The following is a 24,771-nucleotide window of genomic DNA, read 5'->3' as shown; positions in this document are numbered from 1 at the left end:
TAATAATTATCATCATGTATACAGACAAGAAGAACATACTCCAGTTGGTTGCGTTGCTCGAGGCGCATGGAATTACTAAGGTTGTGTTGTGTCCGGGTAGTCGGAATACGCCCATAGTACATACTTTGTCTAACCATCCGAATTTTACCTGCTATCCGGTGACGGATGAACGGAGTGCCGGCTATTTTGCTATCGGTCTTGCGTTGAATGGTGGTAAGCCTGCTGCTGTCTGTTGCACTTCCGGTACTGCATTATTAAACCTTCATCCGGCTGTGGCAGAAGCATTTTATCAAAATGTTCCTCTGGTCATTATTTCTGCGGATCGTCCCGCTGCCTGGATCGGGCAGATGGATGGACAGACAGTACCACAACCAGGCGTATTTCAGACATTGGTTAAGAAGTCGGTAAACCTTCCGGAGATTCATACGGAAGAAGATGAATGGTATTGCAATCGTCTGGTGAATGAAGCTTTGCTGGAGACGAACCATCATGGAAAAGGACCGGTACATATCAATATCCCTATTTCTGAACCATTGTTCCAGTTTACGGTCGATTCGCTTCCAGAAGTGCGCGTCATAACCCGTTATCAGGGGTTGAACGTCTACGATCGTGATTATAACGATTTGGTCGATCGGATGAATAAATACCAGAAGCGAATGATTATCATCGGTCAGATGAATCTTATCTACCTGTTTGAAAAAAGATATATCAAGTTATTATATAAACATTTTGCCTGGTTGACTGAACATATCGGCAACCAGACAGTTCCCGGTATTCCGGTAAAGAATTTCGATGCAGCACTTTATGCCATGCCCGAAGAGAAGGTCGGTCAGATGGTTCCCGAATTGCTGATTACTTATGGAGGACATGTCGTTTCCAAACGATTGAAGAAGTTTCTTCGTCAGCATCCGCCTAAAGAACATTGGCACGTATCGCCGGACGGTGAGGTGATCGATTTGTACGGCTCATTAACTACGGTGATCGAAATGGACCCGTTCGAGTTTTTGGAGAAGATAGCCAGTTTGCTGGACAATCGGACTCCTGAATATCCCCGTGTGTGGGAAAACTATTGTAAGATCATCCCCGAACCGGAGTTTGCTTATTCGGAAATGTCTGCCGTCGGTACGTTATTGAAAGCCTTGCCGGAGTCATGTGCGTTGCATCTGGCAAACAGTTCGGTGGTGCGTTATGCGCAGTTATACTCCATTCCTTCTACGATTGAAGTTTGTTGCAACCGGGGAACAAACGGCATTGAAGGCTCGCTGTCTACGGCTGTCGGTTATGCGGCAGCTTCCGATAAACTGAACTTTATAGCTATCGGAGATTTGAGCTTTTTCTATGATATGAATGCATTGTGGAATGTCAATGTTCGCTCCAATCTGCGTATCCTTCTACTAAATAATGGAGGAGGAGAGATTTTCCATACCTTGCCGGGATTGGATATGTCGGGTACCTCACATAAATTTATTGCGGCAGTCCATAAAACATCGGCCAAAGGTTGGGCAGAGGAACGTGGATTTCTCTATCTGCAAGCGCAAAATGACGAAGAACTGGCTGAAGCGATGAAAACTTTCACTCAACCGGAAGCTATGGAACAGCCTGTGCTCTTGGAGGTGTTTACCAACAAAAACAAGGACGCGCGTATGTTGAAGAATTATTATCATCAATTAAAACAAAAATAGATTATGTCAACACAAAGAGAGTGGACAACCATCAGAGAATACGACGATATTCTTTTTGATTATTATAATGGAATTGCCCGTATCACGATCAACCGTGAGCGTTATCGGAATGCGTTTACTCCGACAACTACTGCTGAAATGAGTGACGCATTGCGCATCTGCCGTGAAGAAGCGGATATTGATGTGATTGTGATTACCGGAGCCGGTGATAAGGCGTTCTGTTCGGGAGGCGACCAGAACGTGAAAGGACGTGGCGGATATATTGGGAAAGACGGTGTGCCTCGTTTGAGCGTATTGGATGTACAAAAGCAAATCCGTAGTATTCCGAAACCTGTGATTGCTGCCGTGAACGGCTTTGCCATTGGTGGCGGACACGTGCTCCATGTAGTATGTGATTTATCCATTGCTTCGGAAAATGCCATTTTCGGTCAGACAGGTCCTCGCGTGGGTAGTTTTGATGCCGGATTCGGTGCATCTTATCTGGCGCGTGTGGTAGGACAGAAGAAAGCACGTGAAATTTGGTTCCTTTGCCGCAAGTATAATGCACAAGAAGCATTGGATATGGGATTAGTGAATAAAGTAGTTCCCTTGGAACAGTTGGAGGACGAATATGTGCAGTGGGCGGAAGAAATGATGTTGCTTAGTCCGTTGGCTTTGCGCATGATTAAAGCAGGATTGAATGCCGAACTGGATGGTCAGGCAGGTATTCAGGAATTGGCAGGTGACGCAACGTTACTCTATTACCTGACTGATGAAGCACAGGAAGGCAAGAATGCGTTTCTGGAGAAACGTAAACCGAACTTCAAACAATATCCGAAATTCCCTTAAAATCGGCTTTGCCACAGAGTACCACAGAGTTTGCTTTTCCTGCGTTTAAGCCCGATTTTCTGCAAAGCAAGACTGTGGAGGAGAGAATGGTAGGAGAACTGCAAGAGATATAACTTATTAAAACTTCGTGAGGCTCTGTGTTATTCTGTGGTGAATTGAAAAATTATTCACGATGAATTGTAAAATAGAAATTATTCCCCGATTGCTCCATTTCAAGCAACCTGCCGGGACTTCCAGAGGAACATATACTACGCGTAAAGTTTGGTATCTTCATTTTACCTCGCCTGACTTCCCTGGCAGAGTAGGAATAGGGGAGTGTGCACCTTTGCCCGCTTTAAGTTGTGACGATCTTCCTGATTATGAAGATATATTAAAAAGATTTTGTCGGCAAGTAGAGAAAGAACAAGGAATGTGGGATAAGGATGTTTTATGCCAGTACCCTTCCATCTTATTTGGCTTGGAAACGGCTATCTGGCATTTCTTTGCAGGGAGTTGGGCTTTGTCCGATACGGCTTTTTCTCGTGGAGAGGTAGGGATTCAAATTAATGGTTTGATTTGGATGGGAGATTTTGATCACATGTTATCCCAAATCGAGAAAAAGATGGAAGCCGGATTCCGTTGTGTCAAACTAAAGATTGGTGCTATCGATTTTGAAAAAGAATTGGCGTTGTTACGTCATATTCGTACCCATTTCTCTTCTAAAGAAATAGAGTTGCGTGTAGATGCAAACGGTGCTTTCTCTCCGGGTGATGCAATGGAAAAACTGAAACGTCTGTCAGAATTTGATTTACATTCTATCGAACAGCCGATCCGTGCCGGACAATGGGAGGCAATGGCCCGGCTCACTTCTGAATCTCCGTTGCCGATAGCATTGGATGAAGAGCTGATAGGATGCAACATGCTGGAAGAAAAAAAGAAACTGCTGGCAACCATCCGTCCGCAATATATCATCATTAAACCATCTCTCCACGGAGGAATATGCGGAGGGGATGAATGGATTATGGAAGCGGAAAAGCAACATATCGGCTGGTGGATCACTTCCGCTTTGGAGTCCAACATTGGTTTGAACGCTATCGCCCATTGGTGTGCAACATTCAATAATCCGTTGCCACAAGGATTGGGAACGGGTATGCTCTTTACTGACAATATAGAAGTGCCTCTTGAAATCAGAAAAGATTGCCTGTGGTTTTGTAAATGATAGTATTTAGTGGTATTTAAAGGATATTCTGATGATATTTGATCGACAACAACAGCGCTTGCTACTGGAAGGAAAAGAATACACTTTTGAAGATATAAGCCAACTGATAGCAGGAGGAGCAGAAGCTCATTCTTCTGCTTATTGGGATTTATATCTTTTCCTGAACGAATGGTTTAATGATTCTCCTGTTATTACAGTTCATACATCGGGCTCCACGGGTATACCTAAAGAACTGATGGTACGCAAGGATCAAATGATGCAAAGTGCGCGTCTGACTTGTGAATTTCTGAATTTGAAGAAAGGTGAGTCGGCATTATTATGCATGAATCTTCGTTATATTGGTGCGATGATGGTGGTCGTACGTTCATTGGTTGCAGGTTTGAACCTGATTGTTCGTCCTGCTTCCGGTCATCCGTTGGCGGATATGAAAGAACCTTTGAGATTTGCAGCAATGGTCCCATTGCAAGTTTATAACACGTTGCAGGTTCCCGAAGAAAAAGAGCGATTAAAACAAACGGATATTCTGATTATAGGAGGCGGAGCCGTTGATGAGGCTCTGGAAACGGAGATAAACCATCTTCCGACTGCCGTTTACTCCACTTATGGCATGACTGAAACTTTGTCGCATATTGCCCTTCGTCGTCTGAACGGAGCATCGGCTTCAGAACATTATTATCCATTTCCTTCAGTAAAATTGTCTTTATCCGCAGAGAATACATTAATCATTGATGCCCCTTTGGTATGTGACGAAACATTGCAGACCAATGACATTGCACGTATCTATCCCGATGGAAGTTTTATGATTCTAGGCCGGAAAGACAATGTGATTAACAGTGGAGGAATTAAGATTCAAGCAGAGGAGATGGAGAAGTTGCTCCGCCCGTTTATTCCTGTGTCCTTTGTCATTACTTCAGTTCCGGATCAGCGCTTAGGGCAGGCTGTCACTTTATTATTGGCAGATCAGCCCGACACAGAAGAAATCGGAAATAAACTACATGAAATACTGGAACCTTATTATCGTCCCAAGCATATATTGACAATAGAATCCATTCCGCAAACAGAGAACGGAAAAATAAACCGGGCAGAGTGTCGCATCTTAGCCAAACAAATGTTGATGACGTTTTACCCTCACACCCTCACACCTTGATTCAATCCCTTTATTCATCGGTGTTTCAAGTGTGAGGGTAGAGGTGAGGCCAGGGTGAGGGTAACTTTTTACCCTCACCCTGGCTCGTCTTGCTCCCAGCTAATTTATACTATATTTCCCTATATATCATACATTGATACTTAGGTATTCTTTTGTTAAGCTCTAATGTTTTACAAGGGCTCACCCATGTGAACAAATCTGTTTACAACCGTAAACGGATTTGTTCACAACTGATAGCTTATCTGTCCACACAAGTAAGCCCCTGCTAACTATTAAGCAGAGTGATATAAACAACAGGACTAATACATATATAGAGTACGACTGTTTTTCAAAAGAAAGGCATATACCAGGAAGAGAACATGAGGATGTAGATTATGCACGAAGAAATAACAAGAGTAATAGTGGCATATACTCCTTTAATTCATTACGTAAAAGTTCCATCGTTTTTTGTTTATATCGATTGATAGACTTCACGCTAAGATTCATCTCTTCTGCAATCTCTGTATGAGTTTTGCCTTCAAAGAAACTTTTAATAAAGACCGTTCGATAGTTTTCGGGAAGTTTGTTTAATGTCTCATACAACATTCTGTATAGCTCATCAAGAGTATATATACTATCCGGTTCTGTTTCATAGACAGGAGCTTTCTTCTGTATATTTTCCGCATAGCTCCATTCATATTCCTGATGTTTCAGGAAATTCAGGCAGCTATTTTTTACGCACATTTTGATGTAAGCTAATGCGGTGTTCGATTGAAGATCAAAAGAATCAGTATCCAGTTTATCCCATAATGAGGTGAATACATCCGAAACGATGTCTTCACGTGTTTCTTTATCATCAACAAACCTTTTTGCATACAAACAAAATGGGGCATAATACTCCTCATAAAGTTGTTTGAAAGCCCGTTCTTTAGTCTGTTTAGAAAAAGATATTTTCATTATTTTGAGGTTCTGTAGTTTTTCATTTCGTTGCAAATATATAATAAGATAATTATCAGAGCCTAATTTTCGATTCTTTTTTTTGCTTTCACCCCTAATGAATGGAAAATAATCAGATAAGACTGTCCTTTTGTATATAGGTTGATTGTATAATATATAAACAGGATTAAAATATGAAAAACAAGTTTTTTTTATTGGCTATAACCTTTTGTTTGCCAATACATCCTCAAGAAGTTTCCAAGTCTTTTATTCCGATGGTTGAAATACCTGCCGGAAGTTTTTATATGGGAAGTGACGGATTAGGCGAAGATTTTGATGAGGCTCCTATCCATCAGGTAGTAATCTCTCGCCCGTTTCGTATGGGAATCACTGAAATAACGAATGCGCAATATGAGTCATTCCGTCCGGAACATCGGGCATTACGAGGAAAAAACGGTGTTTCGCTGGAAGATGATGAAGCAGTCGTCAATGTGAGTTATTCCGATGCTGTTGCCTTTTGTGAATGGCTTAGCCGGAAAGAAGGCAAAAACTATCGTTTGCCAACAGAAGCGGAATGGGAATATGCTTGTCGGGCAGGCACATACACACTATTTTCTACAGGAGACGGGTTACCTGCAGTTTATCATCGGAATCAAAAAGTGGTTCGTGACTTTGATCCGGTATCTTTAAAAGTAGCTCAGACTCCTCCTAATACATTCGGGCTTTATGATGTGCATGGAAATGTGGAAGAATGGTGCTTGGATTGGTATGCTTCTTATTCCGCAGAAAAGCAGAAAGACCCGGCAGGACCATTGGCAGGAGAGTTTCGGGTCACTAGAGGAGGGAGTCATCACACCCCGGAGAAATACTTGCGAAGTGCCAATCGACTGGCTATGCTCCCGGAAGATAAACATTCCCAAACCGGATTTAGAATTGTGGAAGCAGATACTCGTTTGAATGTATCGGGAACATCTGCCCCTGTCCCGTTCAATCAGAAATCTGTAGAAAATACATCTATAAAATGGAAAAAAGTATCTGCTATCACACCGATGTTTTTGCCTCCGATACCATTTGTGGTACGTCCGGTATGTGATTCGAATACCCCATTTTATCTGCATAATCATCAGCCTGCAGTTACGTGGTGTGATAATGGAGATTTGCTGGCAATATGGTTTTCTGCAAATGAAGAGAATGGGAGAGGGATGGTAGTACTCGGTTCCCGCTTGCGTGCCGGGCACACTGATTGGGATGTGGCTTCTTTATTCTTTAAAGTTCCGGATCGGAATATGACAGGAAGCGCTTTGCTCAATGACGGGAAAGGAAAATTGTATCATATCAATGGAGTGGAAGCATCGGGAGACTGGCAGAATCTCGCAATGGTACTACGTACCAGCACAGATAACGGTGCTTCATGGAGCACTCCTAAACTGATAGCTCCCGAACATACCAAACGTCATCAGGTAATAGCTGGTACGATTCGCACACGTGAGGGATGGCTGGTTCAAGCCTGTGATGCGGGTCCCGGCAGTCATGACGGGGCAGCTGTTCAAATCAGTAAAGATGGAGGAAAAACATGGTGCGATCCTTGGGATGGCGCTCCTTTGCCGGATTTCAAAGAAGGAGGAACGGGAAGTACAATCGCAGGTATCCATGCGGGAATTGTACAATTAGGGAACGGAAGTTTGATGGCTATGGGGCGTGGTAATAGCATACGGAATAAAGAAGGAAAGCTCCGAATGCCAATGAGCATATCAGATGATATGGGAAAGACCTGGAAATATGTAGCAAGCGAACTCCCTCCTATTGACGGAGGTCAGCGTCTTGTTTTAATGAGACTGAATGAAGGACCTTTGCTATTGGTTTCTTTCACAGACCATCCGCAACGTACGCCTTTGGAAGAACGTGGTCTGGAATTTAAGGATAAAAATGGAAATGTGAAGAAAGGATATGGCATGTATGCGGCTCTTTCCTACGATGAGGGAAAAACATGGCCGGTAAGAAAACTACTGACGGACGGTGAATATCGTTTTTTAAACGGTGGAGCATGGACGGGATATTTCGAAATGGATGAAAATCATGCTGAACCACGTGGCTATCTTGCAGGAACACAAACTCCTGATAATGTGGTTCATATCCTTAGTAGCCGATTGCATTACCGCTTCAATTTGGCATGGCTCGAAAAATAAAATAAAAAAAGTTTGTTTTTGCTGTCCTTTTCCAATTACTTCAGTTGTATTATAAGTGTAATTACAATTAAAAGATAAGATTTTGAAAGAAAATATGGAAAATATGAGTCCGGAATCATTGCTCCGTAAAGCACAAGCATTGGGAGATGATATTAAAGAAATGGAATCCATTGATGTATTGGGTGCCTATTATCAAGCACAAACCAAAATAAAAACTAATAGAAGAAAGAACATGTATAATCAACTGATGCGTTATGCAGCATTTCTGACTATACCTTTATTTCTCTCTTCTCTGGTTTTGGGATATTTATATTTTAGTGGAACAGAAACCGACGAGAAATATGCAGAGGTGGTAACCGCTACCGGTTCTGTCATACGTTATGAACTTCCGGATCATTCTGTAGTATGGTTGAATGCAGGTAGTACATTGCGTTATCCTACCACTTTCAAGAAAGACAACCGGTTGGTAGAACTGAAGGGTGAGGCATATTTCGAAGTGCAGGCAGACAAAGATCGTCCTTTCTATGTAAATACTCCGAATGGCTTGAGCGTATATGTTTATGGTACCAAATTTAATGTAGCTGCTTATGAGGATGATAATTATATAGAAACAGTATTGGAAAAGGGTAAGGTAAATGTGATAACCCCCGATCAGGAAACAATCGTATTGGCTCCTGGAGAACAGTTGCTTTACGACAAACAGAGTCAAAAGTCGAAAAAAAATAAAGTGGATGTCTATGGAAAGATAGCTTGGAAAGATGGAAAACTAATTTTCAGAAATGCTTCATTAGAAGAAATCCTGAAGCGTCTGGAACGACATTTCAATGTAGAAATTCAGTTTAACAATAGGTCTGGAAAAGAATATAAGTACCGGGCTACTTTCCGGACTGAAACTCTGTCGCAGATATTGGATTATCTGGCCAGGTCTGCCGATTTAAAATGGAAAATTGAAGAACCGCAACAACAGGCAGATGATACATTATCAAAGACTAAAATTAGAGTAGATTTATATTAGAGTAGTAACCCTTAAAATAAAAGCCCATGGAATAACACAAGAGAATAAAAGAAAGGAAGAAAGCTGCTACCAACAGCTGTCTTCCTCCGAATTTTCCAGATTCACGGTACAAGGTCTCGCAAACACTAGCCGGAATCAAACCATAGTTCATTTAGTAATAAACTTTAGTTAGCCACAAATGTATGAAAAAAAATCATTCATTTACAGCATTATGTCCTAAATATGCTTTAAATCTAAAACTTCCTTTAGTTATGAGGATTAGTCTAGCACTACTTTTCGCAGTAGTATTACAACTTTCTGCCGAAGATGGCTATGCCCAGCGAACGCGGGTTGCCATTTCAATGAACAATGTATCTGTAGAACAGGTACTGAATAAAATAGAGGAGACGTCCGACTATGTTTTCCTTTATAATGATAAAACAATTCAGAAGAATCGTATTGTTTCTGTGAGAAACAATTCAGGTAAGATCCTGGATATTCTTGATGAGGTATTTAAAGGAACCAACATTACTTATACAGTGGTTGATAAGCAGATTATCTTGTCTACCAATAAATTGAATGTAACAGAGCAAGATCCGACTATTCAGGTAAAAGGTACAGTGAAAGATACAAAAGGAGAACCTTTGATCGGAGTGAATGTGAAAGTAAAAGGGACAACTACCGGTGCTATTACAGATTTCGACGGAAACTTTCAGATTCAAGCTAAAAAGGGAGCGGTATTGGAGATCTCTTATATTGGATATGCTTCTCAAGAGGTGAAGGTTACAGATAATAAATCGCTTTCCATTGTGATGACGGAAGATGCAAAAGTCTTGAATGAGGTTGTTGTAACGGCTTTGGGCATTAAACGCGAAACCAAGTCTTTGACATACAATGTGCAGCAGATTGGCGGCGACGAAGTGGCAAAGGCGAAAGATATGAATGTGATGAGCAGTCTTGCCGGTAAGGTGGCGGGTGTGAATATCAATGCAAGTTCATCCGGTATTGGAGGCGGTGCCCGTGTGGTAATGCGTGGTACGAAGTCTATATCAGGTAATAACAACGCTCTATATGTAGTAGATGGAGTTCCTTTGGCTAATATATCAGGTGAACAACCCGACGATCAGTATACGGGTGCCGGACAATCCGGTGACGGATTGGCTAACTTCAACGCTGATGATATAGAATCAATTTCAGTACTTAGCGGATCGGCCGCCGCTGCACTATACGGTTCGGCTGCTGCCAATGGTGTGGTACTTATCACAACGAAGAAAGGAGCTGTAGATAAAACCAGATTGACTTACAGTAATAATTCAACTTTCTATTCACCATTCCGATTGCCGGAATTCCAGAATACGTATGGTTCGGAAACTGGAGAGTGGTATAGTTGGGCATCTAAATTGTCATCTCCTACCGATTATGAAGTTAAAGATTTTTTTCAGACAGGTTACAATGTAGCAAACACTGTAAGTCTGACTACAGGGACACAAAAAAATCAAACCTATGTATCCGTAGGTGCTGTGAATGCCCGGGGTATCATTCAGAATAATGACTTGGACAGATATAATTTCTCTGTTCGTAACACGACCTCTATGCTGAATGATAAACTGACGATGGATTTAAGTTTTATGTATTCTAATGTAAAGGAACAGAATATGTTGTCGCAAGGAGAGTATGCCAATCCATTGGTTCCCGTTTATTTATTTCCGCGCGGTGATGATTTCTCGAAATATCAGTATTATGAACGATATGATGTAGACCGTAACATAAAAACACAGTTCTGGCCATTGAAAGAAAATGGATTATCCATGCAGAATCCTTACTGGATTACGAACCGGAATATGTATACCAACAAGAAAGACCGTTTTCTGGCAAGCGGTTCACTAAAATATACGATAACAGATTGGTTGAATGTTTCCGGACGCGTGAAACTGGATAAGGAAACTATCAACTCGGAAAAGAAAATGTATGCTTCCACTTTGAATGTGATTGCTGAAAACTCGGATAAAGGAGCATACGTGCAATCGAACAAGAATACCAGTCAGATATATGCGGATGCCATGTTGAATATCAATAAATATTTCTATCACGACACATGGAATCTGACAGCATCTTTAGGTGCCAGTTTATTGGATTTGGATTATAAGGAACTTAATTTTGGCGGCGGATTGCTGACCATTCCTAATCTGTTTACTTCTAACAATGCGAACGTTTCCGGTAAATTAACCTATAAAAATACGAACTATCACGACCGTACCAATTCTTTATTCGGAACATTCTCATTAGGATATAAGGGCATGGTTTATGTAGATGGTTCGTTACGTAATGACTGGATATCTGCTTTGGCAGGAACAAACCATTCTTCCATATTATATCCTTCTATCGGTGCTTCAGCGATTCTGACTAATATGTTTACAATGAAATCTAACATTCTTTCTTATGCAAAGGTCCGCCTTTCATATAGTGAGGTGGGTAATGCACCGGAAAGATTCAGGGCTATCACTACTTACGCAGTGTTGGGAGGGTTGAATACCACTTCTTATTTCCCGATAAAAGACCTTAAACCGGAGAGAACTCATTCATGGGAAGGAGGATTTAATTTAGGTCTGTTTGATAATAAACTGACACTGGACGTGACAGCTTATAAGACATATACGGAGAATCAGCTCTTCAGTCCGGAAATTTCTACAACAACCGGATATTCTAAATTATATGTAAATGCAGGTAAAGTAACGAATAAAGGTATTGAGTTAGCTCTTGGCTTTAAACAGAATATAGGGCCTGTAGATTGGAAAACAACTTTACTATGGTCGCTCAACAGAAACCGCATTGACCAATTACTCCCTGAATATACAAATGAAGAGTTGGGAGTGACAGTACATCTGGACGAAATGGATGTCTATTCGTTAGGCGGTGCCAAACAGCGGCTAACAGTAGGGGGCTCTATGGGAGATGTATATGTGAATACAATGAGAACTGATGAGCATGGACATATCTGGATGAATTCAATGACGGGTACATTGGAAACAGATAAGAATAATTATGTCTATGCTGGTAATACCAATCCGAAATATACTCTTAGCTGGAGAAATGAATTTAATTGGAAAGGAATCAGTCTCGGATTTATGTTGAATGCCCGTGTAGGTGGTATCGGAGTTTCTGCCACTCAAGCTGTAATGGACTATTATGGAGTGTCTAAGACATCGGCAGAAGCGCGGGATAATGGTGGCGTGAAAGTAAACGGCCAGATGATTGATGCCCAGACATGGTATCAGACTATCGGAGCTAATGGTACAGGTTATGTAGGTTCTATGTATGTATATAGTATGACGAATGTTCGTTTGGGAGAATTGACATTGGGATATGATATTCCGATCAATAAATGGTGTAAATGGATTTCTGGATTGAATGTGTCCTTTGTAGGACGTAATTTATGGATGCTATATTGTAAGGCTCCATTTGACCCGGAATCTACTGCAAGTACAGGTACTTATAACCAGGGTATGGACTATTTCATGCAACCGAGTTTGAGATCGATGGGATTTTCTGCAAAGATTTCTTTCTAATTGGATAACCTTTAAAAAAAATAATGATGAACATACGTAAGTTTTTTAAAGTAAGGAACTACTACTTACTCCTTGGAGTAATCATGATAAATGTAGGTTGTACAAAGAATTTTTTGGAGTACAATACCAATCCTAATGAAGCAACCGATGAGATGACGGATTGGGATAATGTGAGAACTGGTTCTCTTCTTTTACAGATGGAGCAGAACGTACTGGTGGTAGCACAACCGGGACTTAATATCGGTTCGGACAGATATCAGACTGTGGAAGTGATGGGTGGAGATGGTTATGTCGGCTATTTTGGTTTTCCTGCTCCCAGTATCAATTCTGCCGGTCGTTACAATTGGGATAAAAGAAGTTGGTATGGTGATATGTTCACTACCAATTACCTGACGACTATGAATGCCTGGCGTGAAATAAGAAAAGCGATTAACAATGACGAAGATCCCCGGTTTTCTATGGCACAAATTCTGAAAGTAGCGGCAATGCATCGTGTGACAGATACCTATGGCCCTATTCCTTATTTGAATTTTGGAGTTTCAAAAGAAGTGCCTTATGATTCGCAAAAGGATGTTTATTACAGATTCTTTGAAGAATTGGATGGAGCTATCAATAACTTGGATAGTTATGCTGCATCCGGAAGTAAAGTTTTGTCATCATGGGATTGTGTGTTCAACGGTGATGTTACATCTTGGATAAAGTTTGCCAATTCACTTCGTTTGCGTCTTGCATTGCATCTTGCCTATGTGGATGAAACAAAGGCAAAAAGTGAAGCCCAACTGGCTATTGGCAATAGTTATGGATTGATGAATGTGAAGTCTGATTTAGCAGAACTTCAGCATATTACTCCGATAGCGACTTATGAAAGTCCTCTGTATATTCTGAAAGGATGGGATGATATTTGTATGGGAGCGACGCTGGATTCATACATGAATGGTTATCAGGATCCACGACTTTCTGCTTACTTCGAGGCAGGTACGGGTGGAAAATATCGGGGTATAAGAGCCGGAATGTCAAAGGACGTAAGTAAGGATAAATATATAACAGGAATCTTTGCCGAACCACAGGCAACCGCTACTTCCAATGTAGTGTGGATGCGTTCATCTGAATCATATTTCTTGTTGGCGGAATATGCTTTGCGTTGGGGAACGAATGCCGATGCTAAAAAGTATTATGAAGATGGAATAAGAATGTCATTTGATGAACATGGTGTATCAGGAGCTGACGCGTATCTGACAAGAACTGCGGCGGGTGGATATGTGCCTGCCAATTATGAGGATCCGGTGACATCATCTCATTCCATGGATGCTTTGGGGACTGTTTCTATCGCTTGGGATGAATCGGGAGATTTTAAAACAAATCTGGAACAAATCATTACTCAAAAGTACATTGCTCTTTATCCGGTGGGACAAGAGGCATGGACAGAGTTCCGCCGTACCGGTTATCCGAAAGTATTTCCGGTTGTTGTGAACGAAAGTTCCGGAGGTTCTGTAGACACAAATATACAAATCCGCAGATTACCTTATCCGGAATCGGAATATAATACGAATAGAACAGAGTTGGATAAAGGCATCACACTTTTAGGTGGCGTAGATAACCCGGGTGTCAGATTGTGGTGGGATGTGCCTAATAAATAATTGGTTACTTAAATAATGCAGAATATGAAAAGAAATTATGTATATTTTTTGTTCACCTATCTCTTGACATTTGTTGTGAGTGGTTGTGATACGGATATTGAACCGGAAGTTATACAGGCAGCTAATACTTATAATGAAGAATATTATCAGAACCTGCGTGAATATAAGAAAACAGATCATGCTATTTGTTTCGGCTGGTATGCCGGTTATACTTCAGAAGCATCTCCTTCGCAGGGGCTTCATTTCACTGGTCTGCCGGATAGTCTGGACATTGTCAGTCTGTGGTCAGGTATTCCTTCCAACAATCCGGCTTATGTAGAAACGAGTTATTATAACGAGCGTTATTTGCCGACTGCTTATGAGGAAATGAATTATATCCGTACAGTAAAGGGGACTCGCGTTGTGATGTGTACGATTTGCCGTATTGGAAGTACGGAGTTTCCTAAAACCGACGCAGGTATCGAGGCTTATGCTTTGCATCTTGCGAGATGTGTGTTGCGTAATGATCTGGATGGTTTGGACTTGGACTACGAACCGGAAGGCGACTGGTTGCAAAATGATAACTTTACAAAGTTTATAAAGGTATTGGGAAATTATTTCGGTCCTCAATCGGGTACAGGCAAATTATTAATTGTTGACTTCTATAATCAGCTGCCTCCTAAGGAAACAGAACCTTATGTCGATTATTTTGTACGACAATGTTACACCACCGGTAGTGCTCAAAGTTTGCAATCTAAATTTGACCAGCTTAGCAGCTGGTGTCCTCCTGAAAAATTCGTTGCTACGGAACAAATGGGATGGTACTGGCAGAATGGTGGAGTCGAATTTACGGAAGCCGATGGAAATAAAGTAGATTCATGGGGCAATCCAATCTATTCTGTAATAGGTATGGCACGCTGGAATCCTACACAAGGACGAAAAGGCGGATTCGGTGGATATTATTTTGAATATGAATACAATACCACTCGTCCTGCTAATCAGGCTATAGGTGATAAAGAGAAAGCCGCTATTCCTTATTATAGCCTTCGGCGTGGTATTCAGGAACAAAATCCTGCCGGAAAGCCTGTACAACAGTCTACTAAACAAGAAACGGAAGAAGAAAATGGATGAATTTTAAATTTGTATGCAAGGTATGAAAACATTGAATAATATAAAAAAGATATGGGGAGCTGCTTTGATAGGAATAGCTTCTTTTATGCTGCTGGGATGCCAGGAAGCCGCTCAAAAAGGTGACGGGTTGTTAATGACCGGAACATCTTCGGATAGATTGGTAAAGTTCGCCATTGATGGATTTCCATCTGCGTATGCTGTTTCTGTGACTTCAACTTCTCGCGTTGAATCGGATATTCAGGTGAATCTGGCTGTTGATGCAAGTCTGGTTGATACTTATAATGAGGAAATGGGAACCAATTATTATCCCATTCCGGATAAATCATATACATTTGAAAATCCGGAGGTTACTATTTCAGCAGGACAGGCAATTTCTTCTGCTGCCTCTCTTTCAATTGCCGATGATTCGGAATTTGTTCCGGGACGTGTTTATTTGATACCGGTTACCATAAAAAGTGCGACGGGAGATTTGGATATTATAGAAGCAGGGCGTACTATTTTCCTGAAAGTATCTCGAACATTGCGTTTCCATGCTCCGTATGTAGGACAGGCTTCTATGGCTTATCAATTTTTGCTTCCGGATCCTATTCCTTCTTTGCCTACTTATACATGGGAAGTGAAGATTTACGCCACTAAATTCCGTTCTTCCGGAGCTTCCGGTACTACCCGTGTTTGCTCATTTGGAGGTAGTGAAGCATCTGTAGAAGGGGGAGCGATTGATGATGGAGGCTTTAAATGTGACCAGAACCTGCTTCGTTTTGGTGAAGGAACGGATGAACCGAACCAGTTGCATGTAACAACTAAACAGGGTAAAATGTCATCGAATACTCGCTTTGCTTTAAATACCTGGTATGCTGTTGCCTTGGTAAATGACGGCAGTACGTTGACATTGTATATCAATGGAGAGAAAGATAACTCAATGACAGTTGCTCCGTATGAATATGCGCTTTATGGAGTACAGATCGGTATGCCTTCAAAAGGTTATCAATCTTCACAATTGTTTTATGGTCGTTTGAGTGAGATGCGTCTTTGGACTCGTCCTTTGTCTGCTCGTGAAATTAAAGCAAATGTATGTGGGGTAGACCCTTCTACCAATGGGCTTGTGTCTTATTGGAGAATGAATGAAGGAGAAGGAACTACTTTCTATGATTTATCTCCGTCAAAGCGTGATATTAGTTATAAGAATGGAATCACGATTGACTGGACTTATGATGATACGAATAAATGTCTTGAATAAGGTAATAATAAATGAATAGACTGTATGATAATGAAAAACAATATAAATAGATTAACTCTCCTTTTGCTTGTTTTATTGGGAGGAGTAGGATTCACATCTTGTTCGGATGATGACAATGATTTTATTGAATTGCCGACAATAGAGATGCCACAGTCGGAGGCAGGACCTGTTTCTATTGATTATAGGGAGATACTGGATGCAGGAAGCTATGTCTATGATTATACTATCAAACTGGATAAACCTGCTGCTACTACTTTATTGTGTGACATTGCCGTGGACGAAAGTATGGTAGAGGCTTATAACGCTGCAAATAACACGTCTTATAAGATGATGCCCGCTTTTGTCTATGAGTTGCAAGCTAAAAATGCGATAGTGAAGGCAGGACAGCAAGAATCCAATTCCTTATCAGTTAAGTTTTCATCATTGTTCGGTTTGGTGGAAGGTGAAGAATATTTGCTTCCTATTGTTGCAACAATAGATGAAACGTGTGTAGGACAATTTGTAACGGACACTCGTTCTGTTTCTTATTTTACGATTAGCATTAATGGGGAATTGGATTATATACCGGGATTGAATATGAGTTCTTATTCAACGGATATGTATCGTACGTTAAGTTTCGCAAATGATGAAGTAGTTACGATTGAAGATAATACACATACGTTTGAAATGCTTGTATATCCATATAATTGGCACAGTGGAACTAATTATATAGGTACATGGCGTGGTAAGGATACCAACAATAATAATGAGGTTTTTAGTGGTTGTGAACTACGTGTAACTGGTGCAACGGGAGCGTCTAATATTGGTAATCGTCAATGTGACTTGACATTGGCTAATCAAAATATAACGTTGCCGGCTAATCAATGGGTTAGGTTGACTATTACTTGTGACGGAACGAAAACGGGCCAGAATACTGAGGTTGCTTATCGTTTATATATTAACGGTGAGGAAGTTGCTTCTGCAAAACCTACTAAACGTTGGGGACCATCCTCTTCTCAAAGATTCAAGGTGGGATATACGTTGACTGGTATTCAGTTTGGTAATACAAGTTCAAGTATGTATTTTGATGGTCTGATTTCTGATATTCGTATGTGGAAGAAGTGTCTGACAGCGGAAGAAGTAAAAGCTAACTTGCGTACAATAGCTTCTCCATCTTCTTCGGACTTATATGGCTATTGGAAATTGGATGAAGGAGAAGGAAATACATTGAAGGACAGTTCGGGCAATGGGCGTGATTTAACTTTCCCGGCTTCGGCAAATATCATTTGGAATGCAGAATTCAATGATTTGCCTCAAGATAATTAAAATGTGATTTTATATTGGGAGTTATTGTGTTTTTACGTAGCTCCCAATATTAACTTAAAGAAATGATGATGAAACGTTTTATGTCAGCTTTGATCGTTTTACTGTGCTCTATTGTTGGCGTATGTGCGCAACAACAGGGAAGAGCTGTATTGCGTTTTGATACTACTACTTGGAATTTTGGTAATATTCAGGAAGTAGGAGGCAAAGTGAGTCATACTTTTCATTTTACTAATATGCATACTTCTCCGGTTGTGATTGAAGAAGTGATTTCAACTTGTGGGTGTGCCATTTCTGTTTATAGTAAACAACCTGTAAAACCAGGGCATACAGGCACTATTACCGTAACTTTCGATCCTAAAGGGCGAACAAACTTTTTCTCTAAGAGTATAAGGGTTGTTTCTAATTCAGGGCAAAGTGTCAATACTCTTTGGGTAAAAGGCACGATAAATACAATGAATCGTATAGAGGATGAATATCCTTATTCTTTATCATCAGATATTCTGGCAGACCGAATGACTCTATCTTATGATCTGTTACAACATAATGGGAGGCCAAAACAATTGGAAATTAGAATCTATAACCGATCGGATAAAATGGTCAGGTTGTCATACTCGCTGTTGGATAAGAGCGGATGTTTGTCGATTTCTATGCCATCATCTCTTCAAGGTCGATCTTATGCGACTATAAAAATAACAGCTTCTCCTTTAAAAGGCTTTTACGGTACATTTAAAGATAAGATTATTATTAGTGCCAATTCCGTACACAGTTCTCCTATACAAATCTTTGGTACAGTGATTGATGATATGAGAAAAGTAAGCACGGCAACTGCTCCCCGGATGAAATGTTCACAATCTTATTTTAATTTGGGGAATATCTCATTAAAAAAGCATATTCAGCGAAAAGTAAAAGTTACTAATGAAGGGGCGAATCCTCTTATTATCCGCAAGATAGAATGTCCGGAATTTGTTTCTACTAATATCCGGGGTGAAAAGGTTTTGAAGCAAAATGAGTGTCTGGAGGTTCTGTTTGAATTAAATGTATCATCTTCAAACCATCTATTGGATGCAAAGGTCAAGTTGATAACAAATGATGCTCATCAACCTGTACATACAGTTATATTTGAAGGAGAAATAGGTAAGTAGGATTGAATATCTCTATTTGAAAGATTAGAAATACACTATAAATTAATTGAGTCATTTTACTGCATATAACATTATGATAAAACGATTGTATATCTTGGTGATAGTACAGATGGTATGTACTTTGGGGTTTACTCAATCCTCTCCCTCGTTACCTGCTTACAAAGATCGCTGTTTGTCGATAGATATAAGACTTTCAGATTTACTTTCCCGCATGACTTTAGAAGAAAAGGTCGGTCAGTTACTTTGTCCTTTAGGTTGGGAAATGTATGAAATCCATGGTAGTGAAGTTCATCCTTCCGAAAAGTTCAAGCAATTAATCAAAGAAAGGAATGTAGGAATGCTTTGGGCAACTTATCGTGCCGATCCTTGGACAAAGAAAACTATAGCAAATGGACTTAATCCGGAACTGGCTGCAAAGGCAGGAAATGCATTACAAAAGTATGTGATGGAGAATACCCGTCTGGGAATTCCGATGTTTTTAGCAGAAGAAGCCCCTCATGGGCACATGGCAATTGGTGCTACTGTTTTTCCTACGGGTATCGGAATGGCAGCTACCTGGTCACCGGAGTTAGTAAAAGAAGTTGGTCAAGTTATCGCTAAAGAAATTCGTTCCCAAGGTGGGCATATTAGTTACGGTCCCGTACTTGATCTGACCCGTGATCCCCGTTGGTCCCGCGTGGAAGAAACATTTGGGGAAGATCCGGTATTAAGCGGTATTTTAGGGGCGTCTATGGTTGACGGTTTAGGTGGAGGTAATCTATCACAAAAATACGCTACCATAGCTACCTTGAAACATTTTCTGGCATACGCTGTGCCGGAGGGTGGACAGAATGGTAATTATGCTTCAGTGGGTATTCGTGATTTGCATCAGAATTTTCTTCCTCCTTTTCGTAAGGCAATAGATGCAGGGGCATTGTCTGTAATGACTTCATACAATTCGATAGATGGGATACCTTGTACGTCGAACCATTATTTGCTGACTAAACTCTTGCGTAATGAATGGAAGTTTCGCGGCTTTGTAGTTTCCGATTTATATAGTATTGAAGGGATTCACGAAAGCCACTTTGTTGCTCCAACCAAAGAGAATGCAGCCATACAATCTGTAATGGCTGGCGTTGATGTTGACTTGGGTGGGGATGCTTATACCAACCTTTGTCATGCAGTTCAATCCGGACAAATGGATAAGGCTGTGATTGATACGGCTGTCTGCCGGGTGTTACGGATGAAGTTTGAGATGGGCTTGTTTGAGCATCCTTATATGGATCCGAAAATTGCTGCTAAAACAGTACGCCGTAAAGAACATATCGAACTGGCACGTAAAATTGCACAGTCTTCCATAACACTTCTCAAAAATGAGAATTCAATTCTTCCTTTAAGCAAGACGATAAATAAGGTGGCGGTAATTGGCCCTAATGCTGACAATCGATATAATATGTTAGGGGACTATACAGCTCCGCAGGAAGATAGTAATGTGAAAACTGTTCTTGATGGAATTATAACAAAATTATCTCCTTCTCGTGTGGAATATGTACGAGGCTGTGCTATTCGTGATACTACAGTGAATGAGATAGAACAAGCAATTGAAGCTGCCCGTCGCTCCGAAGTTGTAATTGTGGTTGTGGGTGGTTCCAGTGCCCGTGATTTTAAAACGAGCTATAAAGAAACAGGTGCGGCTGTAGCTGAAGAGGGTAGTGTAAGTGATATGGAGTGTGGAGAAGGATTTGACCGTGCCAGTTTATCCTTACTTGGTAGACAACAAGAACTATTGGAATCTTTGCAAAAGACAGGTAAGCCTTTGATTGTCGTTTATATTGAAGGTCGTCCTTTAGAAAAGAATTGGGCTTCGGAATATGCTGATGCACTACTGACTGCTTACTATCCGGGGCAGGAGGGTGGAAATGCCATAGCGGATGTTCTCTTTGGAGATTATAATCCTTCTGGACGTTTGCCAATCTCCGTTCCGCGTTCTGTAGGTCAGATTCCGGTTTATTATAATCAGAAAGCTCCTCGGAATCATGATTATGTGGAAGTGTCATCTTCTCCGTTATATAGCTTTGGTTATGGGATGAGTTATACCACTTTTGAATATTCTGATTTGCAGGTAGTGCAGAAATCTGCTCGTTGTTTTGAAGTCTCATTTAAAGTAAAGAATACAGGGAAGTATGATGGCGAAGAAGTATCACAACTTTATATGAGAGATGAATATGCATCAGTTGTTCAGCCGATGAAACAGTTGAAACATTTTGAACGTTTCCATTTGAAAAAAAGAGAAGAGAAAAAAGTTACTTTTGTTTTGACAGAGGAGGACTTTTTCTTGGTTAACTATACTTTGAAGAAAGTAGTAGAGTCTGGAAATTTCCATCTTATGATTGGTGCCGCTTCTAATGATATTAGGTTGCAGAATGTTATTTTAGTGGAGTAATTTTTATTAATATCTATATTAAGAGATTTCCTGTTTCGTTTTCTCTTAATAAAAAAGAGAGAATATTCCTTTTGCGGAAATATCCTCTCTTTCTCACCTAAAACCTAAACCTTTTATTTCAATTACTTGCTACTATAAGCAACCAACATCCAAACCAATTTTTCCTGTTCTTTCAGATAATCGCTCATCATCGAAACGGTTACTTCGTCTCCGGCTTGAGAAGCGATAGATAAGATCTTACGTTCTTCACCAATCAGATAGCTGATAGACTGAAGGATATTATTCAATGCTTCGTCTCCGTTGCTTACCTTATCCACTTCATTCACATTTGCTACTTTTAGATAATCGCTGAATTTATTGGCAGGAGTACCACCCAGCATCAAGATACGTTCTGCGATTTCATCCACCTTTTCAGCCGTGTCATCATACATCTTTTCGAATTGACTGTGGAGTACAAAGAAATTATGTCCCTTGATATTCCAGTGGAAACCGCGAAGATTGGTGTAATACACTTGGAAGTCTGCTAATAGTTGTTGCAAAGATGCTACTACGTTGTTTGCTCCCGATTCGTTCAATTTGATAAATTCTAAAGTTTTCATATTCTTCTATTTTTAATGATTTATACTTGTTCTCTTTTTTTCTGTACTGCAAAGATAAGGCGTAAAATGCTTGCTGTCAAACTGAAAATTTCTATCTTTGCATAGATGAAATCTATAACTTAATAAGATTTGATAGATGACGATACAACAATTAGAGTATATACTGGCTGTAGACCAGTTCAGGCATTTCGCACGGGCAGCTGAATATTGTCGTGTGACGCAACCCACTTTGAGTGCCATGATTCAGAAGCTGGAAGATGAATTGGGAGTAAAGTTGTTCGATAGGACAGTGCAACCCGTTTGTCCGACACCCATCGGGCAGAAAGTGATAGACCAGGCTCGCGTGATTCTGGCGCAGGCAGCTCAAGTGAAAGAAATAATCAGTGAAGATAAACAGTCATTGTCAGGCGTATTCCGCTTGGGGGTATTACCTACTATCGCTCCCTATCTGCTTCCTCGCTTTTTTCCTCAACTAATGGAAAAATATCCCGAACTGGATATTCGTGTCACGGAAATGAAGACACAGGATATTCAGCAGGCTTTGCATGCCGGAGATTTGGATGCGGGAATTATTGCCAGCAAACTGGAAGATACGTTCTTGACAGAAGAAACTCTTTTCTATGAGCAATTTTACGCTTATGTGTCACGAAAAGAATCCTCTTTCAAGCATGATATGATCCGTACTTCTGATATAACAGGCGAACATCTTTGGCTTTTGGACGAAGGACACTGTTTTCGCGATCAACTCGTCCGTTTCTGTCAGATGGAGGCCGTGAAGGTTAATCAGATGGCCTATCGTTTGGGAAGTATGGAAACCTTTATGCGAATGGTAGAAAGTGGAAAAGGAATCACTTTTATTCCCGAATTGGCAGTGATGCAATTGACGGAAGAACAGCGGCAGTTGGTACGTCCGTTTGCCATTCCCCGACCTACACGGCAAGTGGTACTGGTAACAAATAAAGATTTTATTCGCCACAGTCTCTTATGCGTCCTGAAAGAGGAAATAAAGGCGGCGGTTCCCAAGGAAATGCTTTCTTTACAGTCCATACAATGTTTGTTATAGCACATTAGGGAATCCCTTTTTCCATCGAGAACAATCTCTTTCTGTAAAAAATGTAGCAAAGTTGCGTTATAATAATACGGATATGTTTTGATTTCTAGTCTGAATTGCTTATTTTTGGAAAGTAAACAAAAACAATATTAATTACTATGAAAAAGTACATTGCAGAAATGATTGGAACGATGGTGCTCGTTCTTATGGGATGTGGTAGCGCCGTCTTTGCTGGTGGTTTGGCTGATACAGTAGGTGCTGGTGTGGGAACAATCGGCGTAGCTTTAGCCTTTGGTTTATCCGTAGTAGCGATGGCGTATGCTATCGGAGGTATTTCGGGATGTCACATTAATCCTGCTATTACATTAGGAGTGTTTTTGACTGGTCGTATGAATGGAAAAGATGCAGGTATGTATATGATTTTCCAGGTAATCGGAGCTATTATCGGTTCGGCTATTCTTTTTGCTTTAGTTTCTACCGGTGCTCATGACGGGCCTACAGCGACAGGTTCGAATGGTTTTGGTGATGGAGAAATGTTGCAGGCATTTATTGCGGAAGCAGTATTTACTTTCATATTTGTATTGGTAGTGCTCGGCTCTACCGATCCGAAGAAGGGAGCAGGCAATCTGGCAGGACTTGCCATCGGTTTGACTCTTGTATTGGTACATATTGTATGTATTCCTATCACAGGGACTTCTGTAAACCCGGCACGTAGTATTGCTCCGGCATTATTCCAAGGAGGAGAAGCATTGTCGCAGTTGTGGCTGTTCATCATTGCTCCATTTGTAGGAGCTGCATTGAGTGCAGTTGTTTGGAATTATCTGGGAGATAAGAAATAACTCTTTTAGAAGAAAGAATATAAAGAAGAAAGTAAAAGGGCGGCAGTTTCACAACTACCGCCCTCTTTTGCGTAATTAATATATTATATTAAAAAAGAGTGTGTTTCGCATGTTCACATTAGATTAGTCGTCTAAGGAAATTTCACTTCATAAGTTTTCGGCCCGCCATAAATGGTGTTGACACGAATTCTTAGTCCCTTTTTCCCCTCCATCCGGTTTTTAATCTTATCCAGTTTGAAAGACACATATCCTTCACCCAAACGTTGAGGATCATCTCCTTCACTGTTATGACGGAATTCCAGATTGATATATTCGTCCTCCGCATTGCCTTCGTCAGCAGTGGGAGCAGTCTCTTCTTTGTCATTAATCACCAGATTCAGGAAATGTTTTTTATCTTCACTATGTGTTCCGTAATATTGGAATTCAATCGTCAGATATTTATTATCCTTATTGATCCACATATAAGTCGTGTTGATCTTATCATCTCCGATTTTCTCTTCGTCGTTGTCATCTTCACCCATTGTGACGATGTCTTTGGTTAAGATTGGATTGATACCTTTCACCTGAATATTAAGGTCGTATCCATTCACAGGCTCTTCCAACTCGTTGAATATCACAAAAGCTCTTTGTCCCTCCACCCAATCTTCATTGTTCCATCCTTGTGAGTTGCTGGGATACATCTTTTTCCCGTCATCCAAAGTGAAATAAAATTCCTTGCTATCCTGGCTAATCATATTGATGGTGCTGATAGCCAGAAGATCGGACGAATTATCATCGTCGTCCAAGCATGACTGGAGAATCGGCATGGTAGTCATAATAGCAAAGATAAAGGCAATGAATTTAAATTTCTTCATATACTTACTAGGTTTTAGATTTTATAATATTTATGTTTTCTGTAGTGAAAATGCAAGAG

18 protein-coding genes are annotated in these 24,771 nt (G+C 40.6%); 15 read left to right on the top strand and 3 right to left on the bottom strand.

All coding sequences use genetic code 11. The features are described 5' to 3' along the window. The first annotated feature begins 14 nt into the window (after positions 1-14). From menD to DWZ47_RS14435, 4 genes are all read left to right on the top strand, one after another. The gene (menD, locus tag DWZ47_RS14450) at positions 15-1,682 is read left to right on the top strand and encodes a 2-succinyl-5-enolpyruvyl-6-hydroxy-3-cyclohexene-1-carboxylic-acid synthase (protein ID WP_117513585.1); all 1,668 of its coding nucleotides are present in this window, start codon (positions 15-17) and stop codon (positions 1,680-1,682) included. Positions 1,683-1,685: 3 nt separating this feature from the next. Then, on the top strand, positions 1,686-2,510 hold the full coding sequence (gene menB / locus DWZ47_RS14445; protein ID WP_004310001.1) for a 1,4-dihydroxy-2-naphthoyl-CoA synthase: 825 nt from the start codon (positions 1,686-1,688) through the stop codon (positions 2,508-2,510). 172 nt (positions 2,511-2,682) lie between these two features. After that, complete coding sequence (locus DWZ47_RS14440) at positions 2,683-3,708, top strand: o-succinylbenzoate synthase (protein ID WP_117513583.1); 1,026 nt, start codon at positions 2,683-2,685, stop codon at positions 3,706-3,708. A gap of 31 nt (positions 3,709-3,739) precedes the next feature. Beyond that, the gene (locus DWZ47_RS14435; RefSeq protein WP_115485207.1) at positions 3,740-4,855 is read left to right on the top strand and encodes an AMP-binding protein; all 1,116 of its coding nucleotides are present in this window, start codon (positions 3,740-3,742) and stop codon (positions 4,853-4,855) included. 372 nt (positions 4,856-5,227) lie between these two features. On the opposite strand, the gene DWZ47_RS14430 is transcribed toward DWZ47_RS14435, so the two are convergent. After that, complete coding sequence (locus DWZ47_RS14430) at positions 5,228-5,791, bottom strand: RNA polymerase sigma-70 factor (RefSeq protein WP_004302268.1); 564 nt, start codon at positions 5,789-5,791, stop codon at positions 5,228-5,230. Between the two features lie 173 nt (positions 5,792-5,964). Here DWZ47_RS14430 and DWZ47_RS14425 point away from each other — a divergent pair, with 173 nt between their 5' ends. The 9 genes from DWZ47_RS14425 (at position 5,965) to DWZ47_RS14385 (ending at position 21,369) form a co-directional block, all read left to right on the top strand. Then, entirely contained in the window at positions 5,965-7,956 is a 1,992-nt protein-coding gene (locus DWZ47_RS14425; protein ID WP_117513581.1) for an SUMF1/EgtB/PvdO family nonheme iron enzyme, read from the top strand. Between the two features lie 94 nt (positions 7,957-8,050). Then, positions 8,051-8,971, top strand: a complete 921-nt coding sequence (locus DWZ47_RS14420) for a FecR family protein (RefSeq protein ID WP_008648521.1) — start codon at positions 8,051-8,053, stop codon at positions 8,969-8,971. Between the two features lie 251 nt (positions 8,972-9,222). Further along, positions 9,223-12,516: a SusC/RagA family TonB-linked outer membrane protein gene (locus DWZ47_RS14415; protein WP_004319711.1), complete on the top strand. Its 3,294-nt coding sequence runs from the start codon at positions 9,223-9,225 to the stop codon at positions 12,514-12,516. Positions 12,517-12,539: 23 nt separating this feature from the next. Then, positions 12,540-14,153 carry a SusD/RagB family nutrient-binding outer membrane lipoprotein gene (locus DWZ47_RS14410; RefSeq protein ID WP_022199280.1) on the top strand — a complete coding sequence of 538 codons (1,614 nt, stop codon included), beginning with the start codon at positions 12,540-12,542 and terminating at the stop codon, positions 14,151-14,153. 24 nt (positions 14,154-14,177) lie between these two features. After that, positions 14,178-15,263, top strand: coding sequence for an endo-beta-N-acetylglucosaminidase family protein (locus DWZ47_RS14405; protein WP_004319710.1), 1,086 nt, complete (start codon positions 14,178-14,180; stop codon positions 15,261-15,263). Between the two features lie 22 nt (positions 15,264-15,285). After that, positions 15,286-16,500: a DUF1735 and LamG domain-containing protein gene (locus tag DWZ47_RS14400; protein WP_004319707.1), complete on the top strand. Its 1,215-nt coding sequence runs from the start codon at positions 15,286-15,288 to the stop codon at positions 16,498-16,500. Positions 16,501-16,530: 30 nt separating this feature from the next. Then, on the top strand, positions 16,531-17,805 hold the full coding sequence (locus tag DWZ47_RS14395) for a BT_3987 domain-containing protein (RefSeq protein ID WP_233525053.1): 1,275 nt from the start codon (positions 16,531-16,533) through the stop codon (positions 17,803-17,805). A gap of 65 nt (positions 17,806-17,870) precedes the next feature. Next, entirely contained in the window at positions 17,871-18,947 is a 1,077-nt protein-coding gene (locus DWZ47_RS14390) for a DUF1573 domain-containing protein (RefSeq protein ID WP_004310010.1), read from the top strand. 73 nt (positions 18,948-19,020) lie between these two features. Further along, positions 19,021-21,369 (top strand): glycoside hydrolase family 3 N-terminal domain-containing protein, encoded by a 2,349-nt coding sequence (locus DWZ47_RS14385; RefSeq protein ID WP_117513577.1) that lies wholly within the window; start codon positions 19,021-19,023, stop codon positions 21,367-21,369. Positions 21,370-21,491: 122 nt separating this feature from the next. Here the strand turns inward: DWZ47_RS14385 and DWZ47_RS14380 are convergent, their stop codons facing one another. Beyond that, entirely contained in the window at positions 21,492-21,968 is a 477-nt protein-coding gene (locus DWZ47_RS14380; RefSeq protein WP_004302278.1) for a Dps family protein, read from the bottom strand. Positions 21,969-22,104: 136 nt separating this feature from the next. On the opposite strand from DWZ47_RS14380, the gene DWZ47_RS14375 reads away from it, so the two are divergent. Next, the gene (locus DWZ47_RS14375; protein WP_004305816.1) at positions 22,105-23,031 is read left to right on the top strand and encodes a hydrogen peroxide-inducible genes activator; all 927 of its coding nucleotides are present in this window, start codon (positions 22,105-22,107) and stop codon (positions 23,029-23,031) included. Between the two features lie 146 nt (positions 23,032-23,177). Then, a complete protein-coding gene (locus tag DWZ47_RS14370) occupies positions 23,178-23,858 on the top strand; it encodes an MIP family channel protein (RefSeq protein ID WP_004302280.1) in 681 nt (226 codons plus the stop codon). 131 nt (positions 23,859-23,989) lie between these two features. Here the strand turns inward: DWZ47_RS14370 and DWZ47_RS14365 are convergent, their stop codons facing one another. Beyond that, positions 23,990-24,712: a NigD-like protein gene (locus DWZ47_RS14365; RefSeq protein WP_004305817.1), complete on the bottom strand. Its 723-nt coding sequence runs from the start codon at positions 24,710-24,712 to the stop codon at positions 23,990-23,992. Positions 24,713-24,771: the final 59 nt, after the last annotated feature.

It is taken from the genome of Bacteroides sp. AF32-8BH (assembly GCF_003435205.1).
Lineage (GTDB): Bacteria > Bacteroidota > Bacteroidia > Bacteroidales > Bacteroidaceae > Bacteroides > Bacteroides ovatus.
Note: the sequence above shows the minus strand (reverse complement) of the source record. Positions and strands in the feature narration are given on the sequence as shown.